The sequence below is a fragment of the Hymenobacter sp. H14-R3 genome, from assembly GCF_030063445.1.
Classification (GTDB): domain Bacteria; phylum Bacteroidota; class Bacteroidia; order Cytophagales; family Hymenobacteraceae; genus Hymenobacter.
The window spans coordinates 1-18,667 of the sequence record NZ_JASITD010000046.1; the positions used below are offsets into that span (position 1 = coordinate 1).

An 18,667-nucleotide genomic window follows, 5' to 3' on the forward strand; every position below is an offset into this window, starting at 1 on the left:
TGAACGCAGTGAAGCATCTTAGTCGCGTAACCAGCTCTAAACGTGAAGATTGCTCTTCTGATTAAGATGCTTCACTGCGTTCAGTATGACGTTTTTGTATAGCAAACTAATGAGCAACGGGTACTTACTCAGCAAATTCGCAGCTTATGCCGCGGCCGAACCCGTCTCCTGCATCTTGATAAGATTCAGGGCCGAACCAGCTTTAAACCAGGCAATTTGGCCTTCGTTGTAGGTGTGGTTGACGGTGATGAGGTCGGTGTCGCCGTCGGCGTGGCGCAGGCGCACTTGCAGCGGCTGGCCGGGGGCGAAGGTCGTGAGGCCGAGGATGTCGATTTGGTCGTCTTCCTCAATCAGGTCGTAGTCGGCCTTGTTGTCGAAGGTGAGGCCCAGCATACCCTGCTTCTTGAGGTTGGTTTCGTGAATACGAGCGAAGCTTTTCACCAGCACGGCGCGCACACCGAGGTGGCGGGGCTCCATAGCGGCGTGCTCACGCGAGCTGCCTTCGCCGTAGTTCTCGTCGCCGATTACGATGCTGCCGACGCCCATGCTCTTGAGCACGCGGGCGGCTACCGGCACCGTTACGTAGGGCGAGCCCTGGGTACCGCTGTCCTTCACGGCGTTGGTTTCGCCGGTGAAGGCGTTGGTGGCGCCGATGAGCATGTTGTTGGAAATATTATCCAAATGGCCGCGGAACTTGAGCCACGGGCCGGCCATGCTAATGTGGTCGGTGGTGCACTTGCCGAGCGCCTTGATGAGCACGCGCAGGCCAATGAGGTCGGTACCTTCCCAGGGCTTGAAGGGCTCCAGGAGCTGCAGGCGGTCGGAGGTGGGCGATACGAGCACTTGCACGCCGCTGCCGTCTGCGGCCGGGGCCTGGAAACCAGCATCTTCCACGGCGTAGCCGGCGGGGGGCATTTCGAGGCCGCGGGGCTCATCGAACATCACGTCGCCGTTTTTGCCGGGCAGCGAGTCGGTAAGCGGGTTGAAGGCCAGGCTGCCGGCAATGGCGAAAGCCGTCACGATTTCGGGCGAAGCCACGAACGCATGCGTATTCGGGTTGCCGTCGTTGCGCTTGGCAAAGTTGCGGTTGAAGCTCGTAATGATGGAGTTACGGCGCTTGGGGTCGTCGGTGTGGCGGGCCCACTGCCCGATGCACGGGCCGCAGGCGTTGGCCAGTACCACGCCGCCCATCTCGGCGAAGGTGTCGAGCAGGCCGTCGCGGGCCACGGTGTAGCGCACCAGCTCCGAGCCGGGCGTGATGGTGAACTCGGCGGCTACGTGCAGGCCTTTTTCCACGGCCTGCTTGGCAATGCTGGCGGCGCGGGTAATGTCTTCGTACGACGAGTTGGTGCACGAGCCGATGAGGCCCACTTCCAGCTTCTCGGGCCAGCCGTGCTCCTTTACGGCGGCGGCAAACTCCGAAATAGGCCAGGCGGCGTCCGGCGTGAACGGGCCGTTCACATAGGGCTCCAGCGTGTTGAGGTCAATTTCGATGAGCTGGTCGAAGAACGCGGAGGGATTAGCGTACACCTCGTCGTCGGCGCGCAGGTGGGCACCCACGCCTTTGGCAAGCTCGGCGATTTCGGCGCGGCCGGTGCCGCGCAGGTAATCGCCCATTTTCTCATCGTAGCCGAATACCGAGGTCGTAGCCCCGATTTCGGCGCCCATGTTGCAAATGGTGCCTTTGCCGGTGGCCGAGAGGCTCTCCGCGCCTTCGCCGAAGTACTCCACGATAGCGCCAGTACCACCCTTAACGGTCAGGATACCAGCCACTTTCAGAATAACGTCCTTGGCCGAAGTCCAGCCGCTCATTTTACCGGTCAGCTTTACGCCGATGACTTTCGGGAACTTCAGCTCCCAGGGCATGCCAGCCATCACGTCCACGGCGTCGGCGCCGCCCACGCCGATGGCAATCATGCCAAGGCCGCCCGCGTTGGGGGTGTGCGAGTCGGTGCCAATCATCATGCCGCCGGGAAAGGCGTAGTTTTCCAGCACTACCTGATGAATGATGCCGGCGCCGGGCTTCCAGAAACCAATGCCGTATTTATCTGATACCGAGGCCAGGAAGTCGTACACTTCGCGGTTCTCGTCGTTGGCGATGGCCAGGTCTTCGGTGGCGCCGTCCTTGGCCTGAATGAGGTGGTCGCAGTGCACGGTACTAGGCACGGCCACGGTGGGCTTGCCGGCCTGCATAAACTGCAACAGGGCCATCTGGGCGGTGGCATCCTGCATAGCCACGCGGTCGGGGGCGAAGTCTACGTAGCTGATGCCGCGCTGGTACGCTTCGCCTACTTTGCCACCATAGAGGTGGGCGTAGAGGATTTTTTCGGTGAGCGTGAGCGGGCGGCCAACGGCCGTGCGGGCAGCTTCGATGCGTGAGCCGAGGCCCGCGTACACGGCCCGAATCATATCAAGGTCAAACGCCATAGGAGGGAGAGTGGGGTTATTAGCTTAGTCGCAAAAGTAACGGGCGGCTAAGGCAGTTTGGTAGTATTTGGCTGATTTAGAACTGTACTTAGAAACCTTCCAAATAGCGGACTGGTTTAGGGCCGTCACGCAGCTGCTCTATTACGGGCAATGCGCGTGGCATAGTCATCTTTTATAACTAATGAATGGTTGAGCTAGTTCTCGCCGTTCTACCTTGCTTTTTATGAAATCTTTCTGCCTTGCGCTGTTAGCGGCCACGCTGCTGGCTGGCTGCAACTCCGCTCCTACCACCGGCTCGGGCGAAACGGCCGCTACTTCGGCCGCCGCGCTGCTCACGCCCGGCCCCTGGCGGGGCGAGCTGGCCACGCAGGGCCAGGCCATTCCGTTCCTGTTCGAGGTTAAAACCGAGGCGGGCAAGCCCGTAGTTTACCTCCTCAACAAGGGCCTGAACGGCGAGGAACGCCTGCGCTGCGACGAGATTTCGGCGGCCGGCGACTCGGCCACCATCAAGCTGCACGTGTTTGACGCGGCGCTGGTGGTGCGCGCTGATGGCAAGAATAAGCTGAAAGGCGTGTGGGTGAAGTACGATAGCAAAACGCCCTACCGGGTGCCGCTGACGGCCGCGGCGGGCGAGCAGCCGCTGTTTAAGGGCTCCAAGGCCAACGGCACGCCGTTCGCGGGCACCTGGAAAACCGAGTTCAAAGACGAAACTGGCAAGACTTACCCGGCCGTCGGCATTTTCAAGCAAACGGATGGCGGCGTAACCGGCACCTTCCTGACGACCACCGGCGACTACCGGTATTTGGCCGGGCAGGCAGACGGTTCGACCATGCGCTTGAGCACGTTTGATGGCGGGCATGGCTTCCTGTTCATTGGCAAGCTGGCCGCGGGCACTCCTACTAGCCTCAGCGGCGACTATTACTCCGGCAAAACCGGCCACGAAACCTGGACGGCCACCCTCGACCCCACCGCCAAGCTGCCCGACGCCGACACGCTCACTTACCTCAAAAAAGGCGAGTCGCGGCTGAATTTCACCTTTCCGAGTATTGAGGATAAGGGCCGCAGCATCTCCCCTACCGACGCCAAGTACAAGGGCAAGGTGGTGGTGCTGCAAATAATGGGTTCGTGGTGCCCCAACTGCATGGACGAAACCGGCTACCTCGTGCCCTGGTATGAGCAGAACAAGGCCCGCGGCGTCGAAATTATCGGCTTGGGCTACGAGCGCAGCAGCGATTACCAGCAAGCCGCGAGCCGCCTGCTGAAGATGAAAGACCGGTATAAAGTCGGCTACGACCTGGCCGTGGGCGGGGTGAGCAACAAAGACTCGGTAGCCGCGTCGCTGCCGCAGCTGGCAAAGTTTTTAGGCTTTCCGACCACCATTTTTCTGGATAAGAAAGGCGTGGTGCGGAGTATTCGCACGGGCTTCTCGGGGCCGGGCACGGGTCAGTATTACGAGGATGAAAAGGCACACTTCAACCGTATAGTTGATAAGTTACTGAAAGAGTAGCAGTTATAGTTGTCGCGTAACATTCATTTTGGTTAGGCGTTGTAAGCTCCACTGTCCGCCCAGGGCAGTGGAGCTTTTTAATTGCTGGCAACGGGGCCCGCACCTTGGTGCGGGGCTCGCCGCCCGCCACCTTGGCCCGACAATTGAATAAGCCTGCCTACTTACCCTTTTAGCTACCCATGACTGCCCTTTCCCATCGCCTGCTGCGCCCGGCCGCCCTTCTGTTACTGTTGCCACTGGTTAGCGCCACGCCTGCCGCACCCACCAAGCCCGCTACTACCGTGGCCGCGCCCCTGCAAGGTGCTAAGCCCGACCCGCAGGTAATTGCCCAATTTGGCCTCTACAACAGCCCCAAGCTACAAGCCTACATCACGCAGCAAGGCAAGCGCATGACCGCCATTTCGGACCGGCCCGGCGACTACGGCTTCACCATCGTCGACTCGCCAGTTATCAACGCCTTTGCCACGCCCGATGGCCACGTGTACTTCACGCGCGGCATCATGGCGTATTTTAATGATGAAGCGCAGTTCACGGGCGTGCTTGGGCACGAGTTGGGACACATTACGGCGCAGCACGGCAAGAAGCAGCAAACACGCTCCACCCTTTCCAGCCTGGGTATGCTGCTGGGCTCGGTGGTGGCCCCGCGGGTGATGCAGTCGATTGGCGGCATCGCGCAGCAAGTGGTGGGCCTGGGTATGCTGAAATACAGCCGCGGCGATGAGAACCAAGCCGATGAGCTGGGCGTGAAGTACTCGACCAAAGTTGGTTATGATGCCTCGCACATGGCCACTTTTTTCCAGACTCTGGAGCGCACCGAGGCCCAAAGCGGCAACAGCACACCCACCTTCCTCTCGACGCACCCCAACTCGGCCGACCGCTACCAGCGCGTGAAGCAGCTGGCGGCCCAGGCCCAGCAGAGCCTCGGCAAGCGTACGCTCACCGTCAACCGCGACAGCTACCTGCGCTCTATCGATGGCCTGGCCTACGGCGAAGACCCGCGCCAGGGTTTCGTGGAGAATAACGTGTTTTACCACCCCGATTTGAAGTTCCGCTTCCCCATTCCCACGGGCTGGAAGTCGCAAAACTCGCCCGAGCAGTTTCAGATGGCGGAGCCCAATGGCAAGGCCATCCTGGCCTTCACCGGCGTGCCCGGCAGCTCACTGGACGAGGCTGCCCAAACGCTGGCCAAGCAAATCGGCATCACGGCCGGCAACGTGCAGCGCACCACCATCAACGGCCTGCCAGCCCTGACGTTTGAGGGCGACCAGGCAGCCTCCCAAGAGCAAAGCACGCCGGCCCACGTGCTCAGCTACGTCATTCAGGACGGCAAGTCGATATTTGCCTTCGTGGGGCTGGCCACGGCGGCCACCTTTGGTACCTACGCGCCGCAGTTTGCCAGCACCGCGCAGGGCTACCAGCGCCTCACCGAGGCCAGCAAGCTCAACCGCCAGAGCGAGCACATCCGCATCAAGCAGGTAAAAACCGCCACTACCCTCTCGCAGGCCCTCACGGCCAACGGCGTGCCCAGCAAGCGTTTAGAGGAAGAAGCCATCCTCAACGGCATGGCCCTGACCGACCGGCTGCCAGCTGGCTTACTCTTTAAGGTAGTAGGCAAATAGCCGAATTTAGTCCTAAAAAAAGCCTGCCCGCACATACGTGCGGGCAGGCTTTTTTTGTGTAATCAACTGCTGTACCGGAGGTTACTTACCCAGCAGTTGGGCGCTGGTTTTCAGCGAGAATGTGGAGAAGCTGTCGCCGCCGCCGCGCATGCCCCCACCGCGCATACCGCCGCCGCCGTAGCCACCGCGCCCGCCGTAGCCGCCGCCCATACCGCCCATGCCGCCACCCTGCGGGCCCACCACGCTCATGTCGGACTGCTGGCTGCCGGCTGGCATTTTGGGTTTCTGGCCCGCCATCCACACGCCCACTATGGCCGCTTGGCCGGTGGCCAGGGCTGGCACCCGCTTATATATAAGACGCAGGGGCACAGCGAGTTCGTAGATGAGGTTGTTGCGGCTATCAACCGTCATGGCGGCTTTTATGCCGAGCTGCGATTGGGTGTCGGTGAGCACGGGCTCCTTGTTGCCTTTGTAGTTGAGCAGCTCCATTTCCTGGGCCCCGGCAATTACGCCGCGCAGGCGGTCGAGGTGGTCGACCTGGCGCTCGGCGGCGGTGGGGCCCATGGCGCCCATGGGCCGCTCGGCGGGCGCTTTCAGGGTTTTGAGGTCGGTGGGCATGGGGTAGCGCACGCCCAATTGCTGCTGGTTGCGGCCCGTCGAGTCGAGCCACACCACCATGCCCAGCAGCGCCAGCTTGGCTTGCGTAGAGGCGTCGGAGGCCTTGAGGCGCACATACACCGTGCGGGTATCGTTGAGCACCTGGTACTGCAAGTGGCTGTTAGCATCGTACTGGAGCGAGTCAGTCCACTCGGTGGCCTTGCCGTCGATAACGGGCGCTTCGGCCACGAAATGGCTAACGGTGCGGGTGGCGGACGCGGCCGCCTTGCCGCCGTCGGTGGGTACGGCCTTTTGGGCGCAGCTCCCCAGCAGCGCAACTGCCGGCAAGGTCTGGATTAAGAAACTGGAAAAGCGCATAGCAAAGCAGGAAGTAGAAAGGACAAAGCTACACCGCCGCCGTAAGTGGCTTGTGAAGCGGCGCGCCGGAACCGACCGGCTGCGCTGGCGCTTATCTTAGCAACACGCTCTGCAACCAACTTTTCAGCCTCTCCCCATGACCAAGGAAACCATTTTGGCGGCCGTCAACGCCCTACCCGACCACGTAACGCTGGACGAGTTAATTGAGCGGCTGATATTTATTGAGAAAATTGAGGAGGGCTTCGCGGCTATTGAGCACGGCGAAAGCCAGACGCACGAAGAGGTAGTAAAGCTGGTGCAGTCGTGGCAAAAATAGTTTGGTCTAATCCTGCGGTAGACGATTTGAGTCAGATTAGGGACTACTATGCGGCCACCTCACCAGTTTATGGCAACCACTTACTGGAAAAGCTTATTGCGCGTGCGTAGCAGTTGCTCAGCTTCCCCGAGATGGGGCGGCTGGTGCCTGAGTTTGACGATGGAATAACGCGCGAACTGGTTTCCAGCACGCACCGCATTATCTACCGGGTTCACTCCGAGGCACCGCTCGTTATTTACATTGCGCGCATTCACCCAGCAGCAAGGCCTTTGATTTCAGCCGATTAGATGCCGGTGGCACGCTAGAACCGCGTGTAGCGCCGCTTGCGCCGCCAGGCGCGCACCGCGCCGAAGGCCGCCAGCAACACCAGCGGCGCGCCCAGGTTGAGGAGCTGCCACTGCTGGCGCTTGTCGGCGAGCTGCACTTTATCGAGGGGGCGCAGCGTGATTTGCTTGCCGCGCACGGCGATGAGGCCGGTTTCGTCGAGCAGGTAATCGGTGGCGTTGAGAATCAGCTCGCGGTTGGCAAACTCGGTGCTGGAGAGGCGGTCGTAGCCCAGGCGCATGGGGCGGCCCGACTTGGGGTCCACGTCATTACGCAGGAAATCGCCGTCCGAGATAACCAGGATTTTGCTAGGCTGGGCGTTGGGGTTCTGGTCGGGCTGATACTTGGTGGTGCCTGGCTCGGCGCGGTTGGCGAAGAGCGAGCGGAATTTACCCTCCAATAGGTAACCTACTGATTGGTAGCTGTTTTTATACAGCTTGGGGTTGGGCTCCAGGCGGGCGTCGTTGAAGTTGATGGGTACCGGCGCGGGCAGTACGCGGGTATAGCGCGAGGTGGTCATGAGCGACGTTTTGCGAATACCAGCCGCCTTCACGGTATCAATATTGCCCACAAATTTCAGGTATACCGCGTCGAGGTTGCGCGTTATCGGGTTGGGGCTGAAGCGGTTGATGAGCGGATAGAGCTGCCAGGGCAGCGGCTCGATTTTGGGCTTATTGCCAGTCATGCCCGTCACCAGCGGAATCTGGCCCGAGTTCAAATCCAGCAGCAAATCGGGGTTCAGCCGCACGCCGTAGCGGAAGAAAAGGTCGTCGAGGTTCAGGTTGTAGGGCGTGGCCAGCGCCGCACCGTTGCGGCTCACGCTGTCGAGGTCGACGCGCAGGGCATCGACGAAAAACAGCGCCCGCCCGCCGTGGGTGATGAACTGGTCGAGCCGGAATTTCTCCAGCTCCGAGTACGGGCCGGTGGGTTTGGCCACCACCACGGCGTCGAGGTTGCCGCGCAGGTCTTTTACCTGGCTCAGGTCCACCCGAAACACGTCGTAGTTCTGGCTCCAGGCGGTGAGGATGTCGGCCATATCGGCGTTGGGCAGCTCGCCGTGGCCCGTCACGATGCCCAGGCGGCGCTTGGCCCCGCCGGGCGGCGCTACTTGGCGGATGGTGCTGGCCAGCTCGTATTCGAGGCCCTCAATGCTCTGGTTCAGACGCTGTTCGGGGGTGGTTACCTGGCTGCCGCGCAGCAGCAGCACGTTGCGGCTTTGGCCGCCGGCCTCCACCACGGCCCAGGGGAAAATGATTTTTTCGACCCGCTTGCCGTTCTCGTTCGCGCCCAGGTTGGTGGGTTTCAGGCCCTTCTTAAAAAGCGTTTCGTAGAACTTGTTGCGGCCCGCCTCGGTACCGGCCGCGCTGGGGTCGATGAAGATAAAGTTCAGATTACCAGCCGCGTACACCTGCATCTCGTTCAGGGTTTCGCGCACGCCCTGCTCCAGGCGACGGAAGGTGGGCGGAAAATCGCCGGCCAGGTACACCGTAATGGTCACGGGCTGCTTCAAGTTGCTGAGCAGCTGCTTGGTAGCCGGCGACATGGTGTAGCGCTTCTCCTCGGTGAGGTCGAGCCGGAAGAAGAAGCGCTGGGCCACGAAATTGAGCACCAGCAGCGCGCCCACGATGGCGGCGAAGCGCAGCAAGTCGCGTTTTTTGGCTGTTGGCTGCTGGCTGTTAGCTATTGGCTCTTCGTTGTTAATCACTTGTTTACCTGATTCTTATGGAAAAAAGCCAATAGCTAGCAGCTAACGGCTAGCTTTCAGCCCCAGTTGCGGCTGCGCAGGGCCAGCCGGGTGCCCAGCAGGGCCACGGCTACCACGGTGATGAAGTAGAGCACGTCACGCGAGTCAATCAGCCCCTTGCTGAGGTCGCGGTAGTGGGCCGCAATGCCCAGCTGGCTCACGTAGTAGGCCGGCGCGCCCTCCAGGATGGAGGCCAGCGAGTCGAAGCCGGTGTACACCAGAAAGCAGGCCACCACGGCCAGCACGAAGGCAATAATCTGGTCGCGGGTGAGGGCCGAAGCCAGCACGCCCAGCGCCGAAAACACGGCCGCCAGCAGCCCCAAGCCCAGATACGAGCCCACGGTAGCCGCCGAGTCGATGTTGCCGGGCGGCGAGCCCAGCTTATACACCGAGAAATAATAAAGTAGCGTGGGCACCAGCGCTAATAGTGCCAACAGCAAGCAAGCCAGGTATTTACCGCCCACAATCTGCCCATCGGTGAGCGGGCGCGTGAGTAGCAGCTCCATGGTACCCGCCTTCTTTTCTTCGGCAAACGTGCGCATGGTAATGGCCGGAATCAGCAGCAAAAACAGCCACGGCGCGAGGTTAAACAGCGATTGCAAATCGGCGTAGCCGTAGTCGAGCACGCTGCTATCGGGAAACACCCACACGAACAGCCCGGTAGCCACCAGAAATACGCCGATGACGACGTAAGCGACGGGCGAGTTGAGGAAGGCGTTGAATTCTTTTTGGAGGATGGTAAGCATTTACTTTATTCTATGGGAGTTGGCATTTAAGCCAGTTTGTCATTGCGAGCGCAACGAAGTGGAGCGTGGCAATCTTTCCTTGCCTCCCGCTTCGTTGAATTAGTGACCCTAGCAGGAAGGAAAGATTGCCGCGCTCCACTTCGTCGCGCTCGCAATGACAGGCGTTTTTACTATCACTTCGTCAACTCCCCAAATACCGTTTCCAGGCTCTGCTGCTCCTGCCGCAGGCCCAGCAGCAGCCAGCCTTGCTCCACAGCCAGGCGCGACACGGCGGCGCGCACGTCGCGGCCCGGCGCGGTGCGGATGAGCACCACGCCGGGCCCGGCTGCTTCCACGGCGCGCACGCCCGGCAGGGCGGCCAGCGGCGCGGTGGCTACCGCGCCCTCAAACTCGGCGCGCAGCACGGTTTCGCCGGCGGCGCGGGCGGCCAGCTCGGCCACGGGGGCATCGGCCACCAGCTTGCCCCGGCTGATGATGACCACGCGGGAGCAAAGGGCCGTGACTTCGGGCAGAATGTGGGTGCTGAAAATCACCGTTTTATCTTCGCCCAGCTCACGGATGAGCTGGCGGATTTCGCCAATCTGGTTGGGGTCGAGGCCGGTGGTGGGCTCGTCTAGTATGAGCACTTCGGGGTCGTGCACCAGCGCCTGCGCCAGGCCCACGCGCTGCCGGTAGCCCTTGCTGAGGGCGCCGATTTGCTTGTTTTGCTCGCGGCTGAGGCCCACCTTGCCTACCAGCGCGGCCACGCGCTGGCGCAGCTCGCGGCCGCGCAGCCCGTGCACCGCGCCAATAAATTCGAGGTACTCGTGCACGTACATGTCAAGGTAGAGCGGGTTGTGCTCGGGCAGGTAGCCCACGCGGCGGCGCACGGCCAGGGGGTCGTGCTGCACGTCGAAGCCCCCGATGCGCACCGTGCCGGCGGTGGGCGGCAGGTAGCCGAGCGCGATTTTCATGGTCGTGCTCTTGCCCGCGCCGTTGGGGCCCAGGAAGCCCACAATCTCGCCCTTATCGGCCCGGAAGCTGATATCGTCCACGGCATTTTGGGCACCGTATGCTTTTACAAGATTCTCTACTTCAACCATGCCGTTCTGGGGGCCGGCAAGCGCCGGTTCGCGCCGCAAAGTTCGCGCTAGTTGGCGCTATTCCCACGAGCCCCTTTCTTTGGGGGTTAAAGCGGGCTGGGCCAACTGGCGTAAGGAGTTTTTGGCCAAGGCTCCTGCGCCAGCTGGCACCTGCTCGCCCCCCGCCCCGCGTCACCCTTCCTGCCGTATGCCCCCCGCGCCCAACACTTCCGAACACAAGTTTTGCCAGCCACCCTCCTCCGGAGTTGGCTCCTGGCTATTTTTTTCGGTATTCAGCGGCATTCTGGTCTTCAACTGGTGGCCCGGTGCGCACTCGGTGGGCGGGCACCTGTTCTTTGCGCTGGGCGAGGCAGTTTTAGTATGGCTGCTGGTAAAGTTCCTGCGGGACAAGTCAGTTACGTGCCTGACCATTGGGCCCCGGGGGATAACCAAAGAGCAGGGCGGCACCACAGAAACCCTGCGCTACCTCGACATAAAGGGATTTTCAGAAAAACACGCGAAAAACTACGTTTACACGTTGATTGAGGCCCTGCCAACTGCCGGCAAGAACAAGGATATCGAGGTAGAACCGGAATTTCCCGAGTATCAAGCAATCCGGGCTATGCTGGCCCTACACATCCCTGACCTCGACAAAGCCGAAGAAGCCCGCGACCGGCTGGCCCGCGCCCAGGCTACTGCTAAGCTACTGGAAGATAGCCGACTAGGCCCCACTCCCAGCGCCCGCAGCGCGGCCCTGAGCCAGGGTCAGAAATTTACCCTGTGGCTCAACATAGCCGCTATCCTGGCGGGGGGGTGGGTCGCGTTTTATCCGCACCCGGCGGAGCTGGCAAGGACCCTGGCCGTGGCCGTGCCGCTGGTGGCCGTGGGAGCCCTCTGGGTGGGCCGGGGCCTCCTGCAATTTATTCCCAACTCTGAGGACCCGCACCCTAATATGCTCACGGCCATTGCGGCCCCCACCCTACCGTTGCTTTTCCACCTGATAACCACTTATAATTTCTTTTCGTGGCGGCCGGTGTGGCCCGTAGCGGGGTGGCTTGGCCTGGCCTTTGGGGTGCTGCTGCTGCTGGGCGGCCGGCGGGGGGTGGCGCAGTCTACGCGGCTAGGGCTAGTGCTACCCGTGGCCCTGGTGCTGGCCGCCGCCTACGGGCTGGCGGCGGCCATAGCCTACAATATAGCCGGGGGTGGGCAGTACATCACGCGCTACGTAGTTCCCATCGCTTACAAAGGGGTATCGAGCGGCGACAAGCACCACTATTATGTAGCAACCACGCTCTGGCCCGCTACCCAGACCGAACACAAGTTCTTGGTTAGCCCGCGCTACTACGCGCAGAAGCAGCGCGGCGACACCATGCAGCTTCGCTTGCACCACGGCCGACTGGGGGCAGACTGGGATTCGGTAACTAGCCCTGAATAAGCTGCTTACCTACTTTTTTACGTTAGCCGGGCGCATCTGCACTTCCGAAATCATGGTGGCCTCGGGGGCTTCGAGGGCGTGCACAATGGCGGCGGCAATGTCCTCGGGCTGCATCTTGTGCGGGTCGGGCTCGGCACCAGGCTCCATGCCACCAAAGTGGGTTTCAACCGAGCCGGGCATGATGCAGGTGACTTTCACGCCATCGGGCCGCACCTCTTTAAACAGCGCATCGGAGAAGCCGCGCACGGCGTACTTGGTGGCGCAGTAGCCGGCCAGGTTGGCGGTGCCGGCCGTGGCGGCCAGCGAGGCCACGTTGATGATATGGCCGGCGTGCTGCTGCTTCATGGCCGGCAGCACGGCGCGGGTGCAGTAAAACAGGCCGTTCACATTTGTATCGAACATGGCGTGCCAGTCCTCGGATGAGAAGCCGTCGATGGGGCCAAATTTGCCCAGGCCGGCGTTGTTCACCAGCACGTGTATTTCGGGGCCCAGTTCGCGCTGGGTGTTGGTGTAGGCCTCGGCCACGGCGTGCTCGTCGCGCACATCGCAGGCAAAAAACTGGAAGCGCTCGTGGGCCAGGCCCTCGGGGGCAGTGCGGCCCCAGCCGGCCACGGCCGCGCCGCGCGCCAGCAGCGCCTCTACGGTGGCGCGGCCAATGCCGCTGCTTACGCCGGTAACGATGGCAACTTTCCCACTGAGGTTCATAATTTCAGACAAATTTTGACGGATGCGACTGCGAATGTTCTCACAAAGTAACGTGCTGGCCGGGCTGCGCCGGGCGCTGGGCCTGCTGGCCGGTGGCCTCGCGCTGGCCGCCTGCCAGCAGGGCCACGACACCGATTGCCTCAAAAGCAACGGCCCCGTTACCGTACAGCGCCGCGCCGTGGACCGCCGCCTGCGTAGCGTAATCGTGTACAACAACGTGGACCTCACCATTGTACCCGACACGGCCACGTTTGCCGAGGTGCGGGCCGGTAAGCACGTGCTCGACGACATCACGTTTGCCACCCCCGCCGGGCCGCAGCAGCTTGTGGTCGACAACACCAGCCGCTGCAACTGGGTGCGCAGCTACGACACGCCCCGCGAGGTGCGCCTGCACGTGGCCCGCAGCATTACCCACTTCACCATTGAGCAGCGCGGCTACGGCCTCATTACCACGGAGGGCCAGTGGGCGCAGGACACCCTGTTTCTGCGCCTCGTGAGCACCGGCGATATCAATATGAACGTGCGCTCGCGCTACCTCTACACCGACCACTACGACGCGGGTGACATGACGCTGCGCGGCACCGCCGAGGAGTTTCACCCCAACCTGGGCAGCAACGGCTTTCTGCTGGCCAGCGGCCTCGACACGCAGCGCTGCTATTTCCTGGCCTACCGCGATTGGATTGGCGACATGCACGTGCGCTGCCACGGCAACATCGGCGGCACCCTCAACGGCCCGGGCCGGTTCTTTTACACCGGCAACCCCTCATTCATTGATATAAAAGGGGCTAATAAGGGTAATATATTTTCGGAATGAGGAGGCGTTCTTGACAGTTGCCAAGCCGTCATGCTGAACGCAGTGCAGCATGACGGCTCGCATCGCCTGAATCGTTACACCGATGCGAGCGCGATGCCGCACTGCGTTCAGCATGACGGTCTATTGGCGTGACACTGCCATTGCATAACCTACAGTAAGTCACCTAGTTGTGGCCTAATCAGTAATTCCTCCACCACGGCGTGGGGCGAGAGCTGGAAGGCCCCGAGCACGGCAGCGGCTACGTCGGCCGGGTCAATGAAGCGCGCGTCGGGCAGGTCCACGCCATCCCAGCTGCGGGTGCGGGTGGCACCGGGCAGCACGGCCGTCACGCGCAGGCCCTGGGCTTTCACTTCCTCGCGCAGGGTTTTGGTGAAGCCCAGCAGGGCAAACTTGGCCACGCCGTAGGAGCCACCATTTGGGTAGGGCATGATGCTGGCCGTGGAGCAAATGGTGAAAATGTGCCCCCGCCCCTGCCTCAGCAACGTGGGTAGCAGCATGCGCGTCACATCATAGGCACTCAACAAGTTGACGTTCAGCATCTCGCGCAGGCGCGAGCCGTCGGCGGGCTCGTCCTGGAAGCGGCCGGGCACGTAGGCCCCGGCATTGTTGAGCAGGGCGGCCAGCGGCTGGCCCAGGCCCAGCACAAAGTCGGCAAAGCGCTGGCAATCGGCTAGCTGGCCCAGGTCGGCGGGCAGGGTGTGCAGCGCCGCGCCGGGCTGCTCGGCCACCAGCGCCGCCAAATCTTCGGGATTACGGGCGCAGGTTACCACGGCGTAACCGGCGGCTAAGAAACTCAGTACCAAGGCCCGCCCGATGCCCTGGCTCCCGCCCGTGATTACCACTAACTCCATTGCTGAGGCCACTATTTTCTGGGTTTATACGTATGACGCGCAAAGATGCCCCGCCGCCGCTGGCCGGGGCTGTTTCGGCGGCTTCCACTCCCATTTTCTATGTTCAAAATTTTCGGCTCTTTCGTATTATTTCTGTATAACATGACGACGCGAACCGAGCGGTTCAAGGTGTTATGGAAGCGTTTCTTTGAAGAAGCCACCCTCATCGGCGTCAACTCTATCTTTATCGTGGGTATTGTATCGGCCTTCATCGGGGCCGTAACCTGCATTCAAATTGCCTATAACCTCACCAACCCGCTCATTCCGAAATCAACCATCGGCTACATGGTGCGCGAAATGACGATTCTGGAGTTGGCCCCCACCATCACGAGCATCGTGCTGGCGGGCAAAGTGGGCTCGGCCATTGCCGGCGGCCTGGGCACCATGCGCATTACGGAGCAAATTTCGGCCCTGGAGGTAATGGGTATCAACTCAACGTCTTACCTGGTATTACCCCGTATTCTGGCGGCCATGCTTATGTTTCCGCTGCTGGTTATTCTGGCCATGGCGCTGGGCATTCTGGGCGGCTACATCGCTGGCACGCTGTCGGGCGTAATGGCCCCGCAGGACTACATTGAGGGTATCCGCACCGATTTTATTCCCTACAACGTTGTCTTTGCCCTCATCAAGGCTGTCGTTTTTGCCTTCCTCGTTTCGGGCATTTCAGCCTACAAGGGCTACTATACCGAAGGTGGTGCCCTGGAAGTAGGCGCGGCCAGCACGGCTGCCGTTACCAACTCCATCATCGCCATCCTGCTGGCCGACTACGCCCTGGCCGCCATCCTCCTGTAATTTTCGTTTATCGTTGTTTGTTCTTCGTTTTTCGCACGCTGAGCAGCGGCCTGAAATGACTGGTCGAAAAACGAAAAGCGAGAAACAAGCAACGAATCAATCATGATTGAAATATCCAACCTCGAAAAATCTTTCGACGGCAACCCGGTTCTTAAAGGCATTAGCTGCACCCTCGAAACCGGCAAGTGCAACCTGCTGCTGGGCGGCTCGGGCACCGGCAAAAGCGTGCTGCTCTCGTGCGTGGTGGGCCTCATGAAGCCCGACCTGGGCTCCATCACTTTCGACGGCACGGTGTACACCAATTCGAAGGTGGATATCCGGCAGGAAATTCGCCGCAAAATCGGGATGCTGTTTCAGGGCTCGGCGCTGTTCGACTCCATGACGGTGGCCAAAAACGTGGAGTTTCCGCTGCAAATGCTGACGCCCGACATGAGCGAGGAGGAGCGCCGCGACCGCGTGGAGTTTTGCCTCAAGCGCGTGGGCCTCGAAAATGCGGGCAACAAGATGCCCTCCGAAATTTCGGGCGGCATGAAGAAGCGCGTGGGCATTGCCCGCGCCATTGCCCCCAACTGCACCTACCTGTTTTGCGACGAGCCTAACTCGGGCCTCGACCCCGCCACCAGCATCAAGATTGACGAACTGATTTCGGAGATTACCCACGAGTATAACATCACCACAGCCATCATTACCCACGACATGAACTCAGTGGTGGGCATCGGCGACCACATTATTTTTCTGCACCAGGGCAAAAAGCTGTGGGATGGCAACAAGGAAGAAATATTGAACGCCCAGGTGCCCGAACTGCGCGAATTTATTTTCAGCTCGTCGCTGGTGCGGGCCGCCAAGCGCATTGAGCAGGAAGACGGCCCGCAGGGCCTGGAACACCTGGCCGCCGAGCCCCTTTCGGACTTGTAAGTAAGACGCAGTAGCGCGAAGTTTCCACTTCGTGCGCGAGCGTAGCGAGCATCCGGGGCCGCGCCAACCGGCAGATGCTCGCTGCGCTCGCGCACGAAGTGGAAACTTCGCGCTACTGCGTCTTGCCGCCAAACAGTAGCTTGAAGTAAAATTTGGGTTGCTTGAGGCGCGCCCGCAAGTCGATATCCAGAAACATCATCGACAGGGTTTCGGCCAGTGTGGGGTTGTGGGCGGCGCGGTTGGCCACGAAATTGAACAGGATGGGCCAGCGCATGAGGCGCTGCAACAGGGTGCTCAGGCGCAGCTCCTGACCCAGGCGGCGGTACACGGCCGCATCGTAGCCCGCCAGCAAACTCGCCGAAAAATTGTGCGCCGCCAGCGCCCGGCCGGCCCAATCGGCGGCGTGCCGCCCGCTCACCATAGCGTGGCTGATGCCCTCGCCCGTAAACGGGTCGATGAGCGAGGCCGCATCGCCAAGCAGCAGGTAATTATCGCCCGACAGCACGCGGCGCTTGGAGCCCAGCGGCAGGCCCCAGCCGCGCACCAGCTCCAAGCGCTCGGCCTGGGCAAAGCGTTGGCTAAGAACAGGGTGCGTAGCCAGCAGGTGCAGGAATTTTTCGCGCAGGTTGATTTTATCGCGGGCTACGTCGCGGCTCAGCATGCCCACGCCTACGTTGGCCTCGCCGTTGGGCAGCGGGAAAATCCAGAGGTAGCCGGGCAGCAACTCGGGCAGGAAGTGCAGCTCCAGGAAGTTGTCGGCGCCGAGGCCGGCCACGCCCCGGTAGTAGGCACGCAGCCCCGCGCAGTAGTGGGCGGGCTCCAGCGCCTGCCCCGCTACCTGCCGCACAAACGCTGATTGCGCGCCATTGGCTACCAGCAGCAACTTGCACTCCATCAACAAGTTATCAGCCTTATCGAATAGTTGCCAGCCAGTAGCCGTGCGCACGGTGCGGGCCACGGCGCAGCCCTCGCGGAAGTCGATGAGCGGCTGCTGGCGCACCTCCTCCACCAGCAGGTTGTCGAAATCGAGGCGCTTGACCACGTAGCCGTCGGGCGGACTGCTAGCGGGGTCGTAGCGCGGCTTGAAAGGCACGCTCATGCGCCGGCCGTTGGGCGCGAAGAAGCTGATGCCCCAACTTTTGGCCTCGGTGGCCAGGGCTGCCAGCCGCGCCGAAAGCGGACCGCCCAGGTGGCGCAATTCGGCAAGCACCTTGCCGCTGAGCGCATCGCCGCAAATTTTGTCGCGCGGAAACGTGGCTTTGTCCAGCAGCACGCAGTGGTAGCCGGCGCGGGCCAGGTGCAGCGCCGCCGTGGCCCCACCCGGCCCCGCGCCCAAAATGCAGATGTCGGGCATTGGGAAAGTAGGGTAAGCTTTAGCTTGCCGTTTGGAGGGGCCAGCCGTAGTTTAACCCAAAGAACGGCAAGCTAAAGCTTACCGCACACTATTTTCGCCCCATGAATCAGACTCTCGCTGGAAAAGTAGCCCTCATTACCGGGGCTTCGAAAGGAATTGGCCGCGCCATTGCCACGCTATTTGCCCAGCAGGGCGCCCAAGTAGCTTTCACGTATTTGTCGTCGGTTGAAAAGGGCCAGGCGCTGGAAACCGAGCTCGCCGCCCACGGCACCAAAATCAAGGGCTACCGCTCCGATGCCGCCGACTACGCCCAGGCCGAAAAGCTGGTGGATGACGTGGTGAAGGAATTTGGCAAGCTGGATATTCTGGTCAACAACGCCGGCATCACGCAGGACGGCCTGCTCATGCGCATGAGCGAGGAGCAGTGGGACAACGTATTGAATGTCAACCTAAAATCAGTCTTCAACCTCACCAAAGCCGCCACCAAGCCCATGATGCGCGCCAAAGTGGGCAGCATCATCAATATGACCTCGGTAGTGGGCATCAAGGGCAACGCCGGGCAGGCTAACTACGCCGCCAGCAAGGCCGGCATCATCGGCTTCACCAAGTCGGTGGCCCTGGAGCTGGGCTCGCGCAACATCCGTTGCAACGCCATCGCCCCCGGCTTCATCGAAACCGAAATGACCGACGCCCTCGACCAAAAGCAGGTGGAAGAGTGGCGCAAAGCCATCCCGCTCAAGCGCGGCGGCTCGCCCGAGGACGTGGCCAAGGCCACGGCGTTTCTGGCCTCGGATGATTCCAGCTACATCACCGGGCAGGTGCTGCAAGTGGATGGCGGCATGCTGACGTAGAGATGGTATCAAGGCCCGTTGCGCTGCTCATCGCACAAAGGGCCTTTATGCATCAGGCAGCAGAGTAAGTGCCTATCCGAATAGGGAAACAGCGTCACCCAAAAAGACAATTGTACCACGTAATTCGGGCGCAGGCAAAATGGAGCATGGCCAGGTAGTTTTCCGGCTTTTTGGCCCAGCGGATGAGCAGGT

16 protein-coding genes and 1 pseudogene are annotated in these 18,667 nt (G+C 61.3%); 8 read left to right on the forward strand and 9 right to left on the reverse strand.

What is annotated here, in order from left to right; translation table 11 throughout:
* Positions 1-144 precede the first annotated feature (144 nt).
* Entirely contained in the window at positions 145-2,427 is a 2,283-nt protein-coding gene (locus tag QMK33_RS22625) for an aconitate hydratase (RefSeq protein ID WP_283566901.1), read from the reverse strand.
* Positions 2,428-2,650: 223 nt separating this feature from the next.
* Between QMK33_RS22625 and QMK33_RS22630 the strand changes: the two genes are divergently transcribed.
* Entirely contained in the window at positions 2,651-3,934 is a 1,284-nt protein-coding gene (locus QMK33_RS22630) for a peroxiredoxin family protein (protein ID WP_283566902.1), read from the forward strand.
* Positions 3,935-4,113: 179 nt separating this feature from the next.
* On the forward strand, positions 4,114-5,553 hold the full coding sequence (locus tag QMK33_RS22635) for a M48 family metalloprotease (protein WP_283566903.1): 1,440 nt from the start codon (positions 4,114-4,116) through the stop codon (positions 5,551-5,553).
* Between the two features lie 81 nt (positions 5,554-5,634).
* On the opposite strand, the gene QMK33_RS22640 is transcribed toward QMK33_RS22635, so the two are convergent.
* Complete coding sequence (locus QMK33_RS22640) at positions 5,635-6,528, reverse strand: hypothetical protein (RefSeq protein ID WP_283566904.1); 894 nt, start codon at positions 6,526-6,528, stop codon at positions 5,635-5,637.
* A 136-nt stretch (positions 6,529-6,664) separates the two neighbouring features.
* On the opposite strand from QMK33_RS22640, the gene QMK33_RS22645 reads away from it, so the two are divergent.
* Positions 6,665-6,844: a hypothetical protein gene (locus QMK33_RS22645; RefSeq protein ID WP_283566905.1), complete on the forward strand. Its 180-nt coding sequence runs from the start codon at positions 6,665-6,667 to the stop codon at positions 6,842-6,844.
* 301 nt (positions 6,845-7,145) lie between these two features.
* Here QMK33_RS22645 and gldG read toward each other — a convergent pair whose 3' ends face one another.
* The 3 genes from gldG to gldA form a co-directional block, all read right to left on the reverse strand.
* The gene (gene gldG, locus QMK33_RS22650; RefSeq protein ID WP_283566906.1) at positions 7,146-8,873 is read right to left on the reverse strand and encodes a gliding motility-associated ABC transporter substrate-binding protein GldG; all 1,728 of its coding nucleotides are present in this window, start codon (positions 8,871-8,873) and stop codon (positions 7,146-7,148) included.
* A 56-nt stretch (positions 8,874-8,929) separates the two neighbouring features.
* Positions 8,930-9,658 (reverse strand): gliding motility-associated ABC transporter permease subunit GldF, encoded by a 729-nt coding sequence (gene gldF, locus QMK33_RS22655; protein WP_283566907.1) that lies wholly within the window; start codon positions 9,656-9,658, stop codon positions 8,930-8,932.
* A gap of 173 nt (positions 9,659-9,831) precedes the next feature.
* Positions 9,832-10,740 (reverse strand): gliding motility-associated ABC transporter ATP-binding subunit GldA, encoded by a 909-nt coding sequence (gene gldA, locus QMK33_RS22660; protein ID WP_283566908.1) that lies wholly within the window; start codon positions 10,738-10,740, stop codon positions 9,832-9,834.
* Between the two features lie 187 nt (positions 10,741-10,927).
* On the opposite strand from gldA, the gene QMK33_RS22665 reads away from it, so the two are divergent.
* Positions 10,928-12,154, forward strand: a complete 1,227-nt coding sequence (locus QMK33_RS22665; protein WP_283566909.1) for a hypothetical protein — start codon at positions 10,928-10,930, stop codon at positions 12,152-12,154.
* Positions 12,155-12,163: 9 nt separating this feature from the next.
* On the opposite strand, the gene QMK33_RS22670 is transcribed toward QMK33_RS22665, so the two are convergent.
* Positions 12,164-12,859 (reverse strand): SDR family oxidoreductase, encoded by a 696-nt coding sequence (locus QMK33_RS22670; protein ID WP_283566910.1) that lies wholly within the window; start codon positions 12,857-12,859, stop codon positions 12,164-12,166.
* Between the two features lie 34 nt (positions 12,860-12,893).
* Between QMK33_RS22670 and QMK33_RS22675 the strand changes: the two genes are divergently transcribed.
* On the forward strand, positions 12,894-13,673 hold the full coding sequence (locus QMK33_RS22675) for a GIN domain-containing protein (RefSeq protein ID WP_283566911.1): 780 nt from the start codon (positions 12,894-12,896) through the stop codon (positions 13,671-13,673).
* 149 nt (positions 13,674-13,822) lie between these two features.
* Here QMK33_RS22675 and QMK33_RS22680 read toward each other — a convergent pair whose 3' ends face one another.
* Positions 13,823-14,524, reverse strand: coding sequence for an SDR family oxidoreductase (locus tag QMK33_RS22680; protein ID WP_283566912.1), 702 nt, complete (start codon positions 14,522-14,524; stop codon positions 13,823-13,825).
* 99 nt (positions 14,525-14,623) lie between these two features.
* Here QMK33_RS22680 and QMK33_RS22685 point away from each other — a divergent pair, with 99 nt between their 5' ends.
* Positions 14,624-15,355, forward strand: coding sequence for an MlaE family ABC transporter permease (locus QMK33_RS22685; RefSeq protein ID WP_283566913.1), 732 nt, complete (start codon positions 14,624-14,626; stop codon positions 15,353-15,355).
* Between the two features lie 102 nt (positions 15,356-15,457).
* Complete coding sequence (locus QMK33_RS22690) at positions 15,458-16,270, forward strand: ABC transporter ATP-binding protein (RefSeq protein WP_283566914.1); 813 nt, start codon at positions 15,458-15,460, stop codon at positions 16,268-16,270.
* A gap of 112 nt (positions 16,271-16,382) precedes the next feature.
* Here the strand turns inward: QMK33_RS22690 and QMK33_RS22695 are convergent, their stop codons facing one another.
* Positions 16,383-17,624 (reverse strand): NAD(P)/FAD-dependent oxidoreductase, encoded by a 1,242-nt coding sequence (locus tag QMK33_RS22695; protein ID WP_283566915.1) that lies wholly within the window; start codon positions 17,622-17,624, stop codon positions 16,383-16,385.
* A gap of 101 nt (positions 17,625-17,725) precedes the next feature.
* Here QMK33_RS22695 and fabG point away from each other — a divergent pair, with 101 nt between their 5' ends.
* Positions 17,726-18,475, forward strand: a complete 750-nt coding sequence (gene fabG / locus QMK33_RS22700) for a 3-oxoacyl-[acyl-carrier-protein] reductase (RefSeq protein WP_283566916.1) — start codon at positions 17,726-17,728, stop codon at positions 18,473-18,475.
* Positions 18,476-18,569: 94 nt separating this feature from the next.
* Here the strand turns inward: fabG and QMK33_RS22705 are convergent.
* Positions 18,570-18,667 (reverse strand): annotated as a pseudogene (locus tag QMK33_RS22705) (IS5/IS1182 family transposase); the annotation flags it as partial.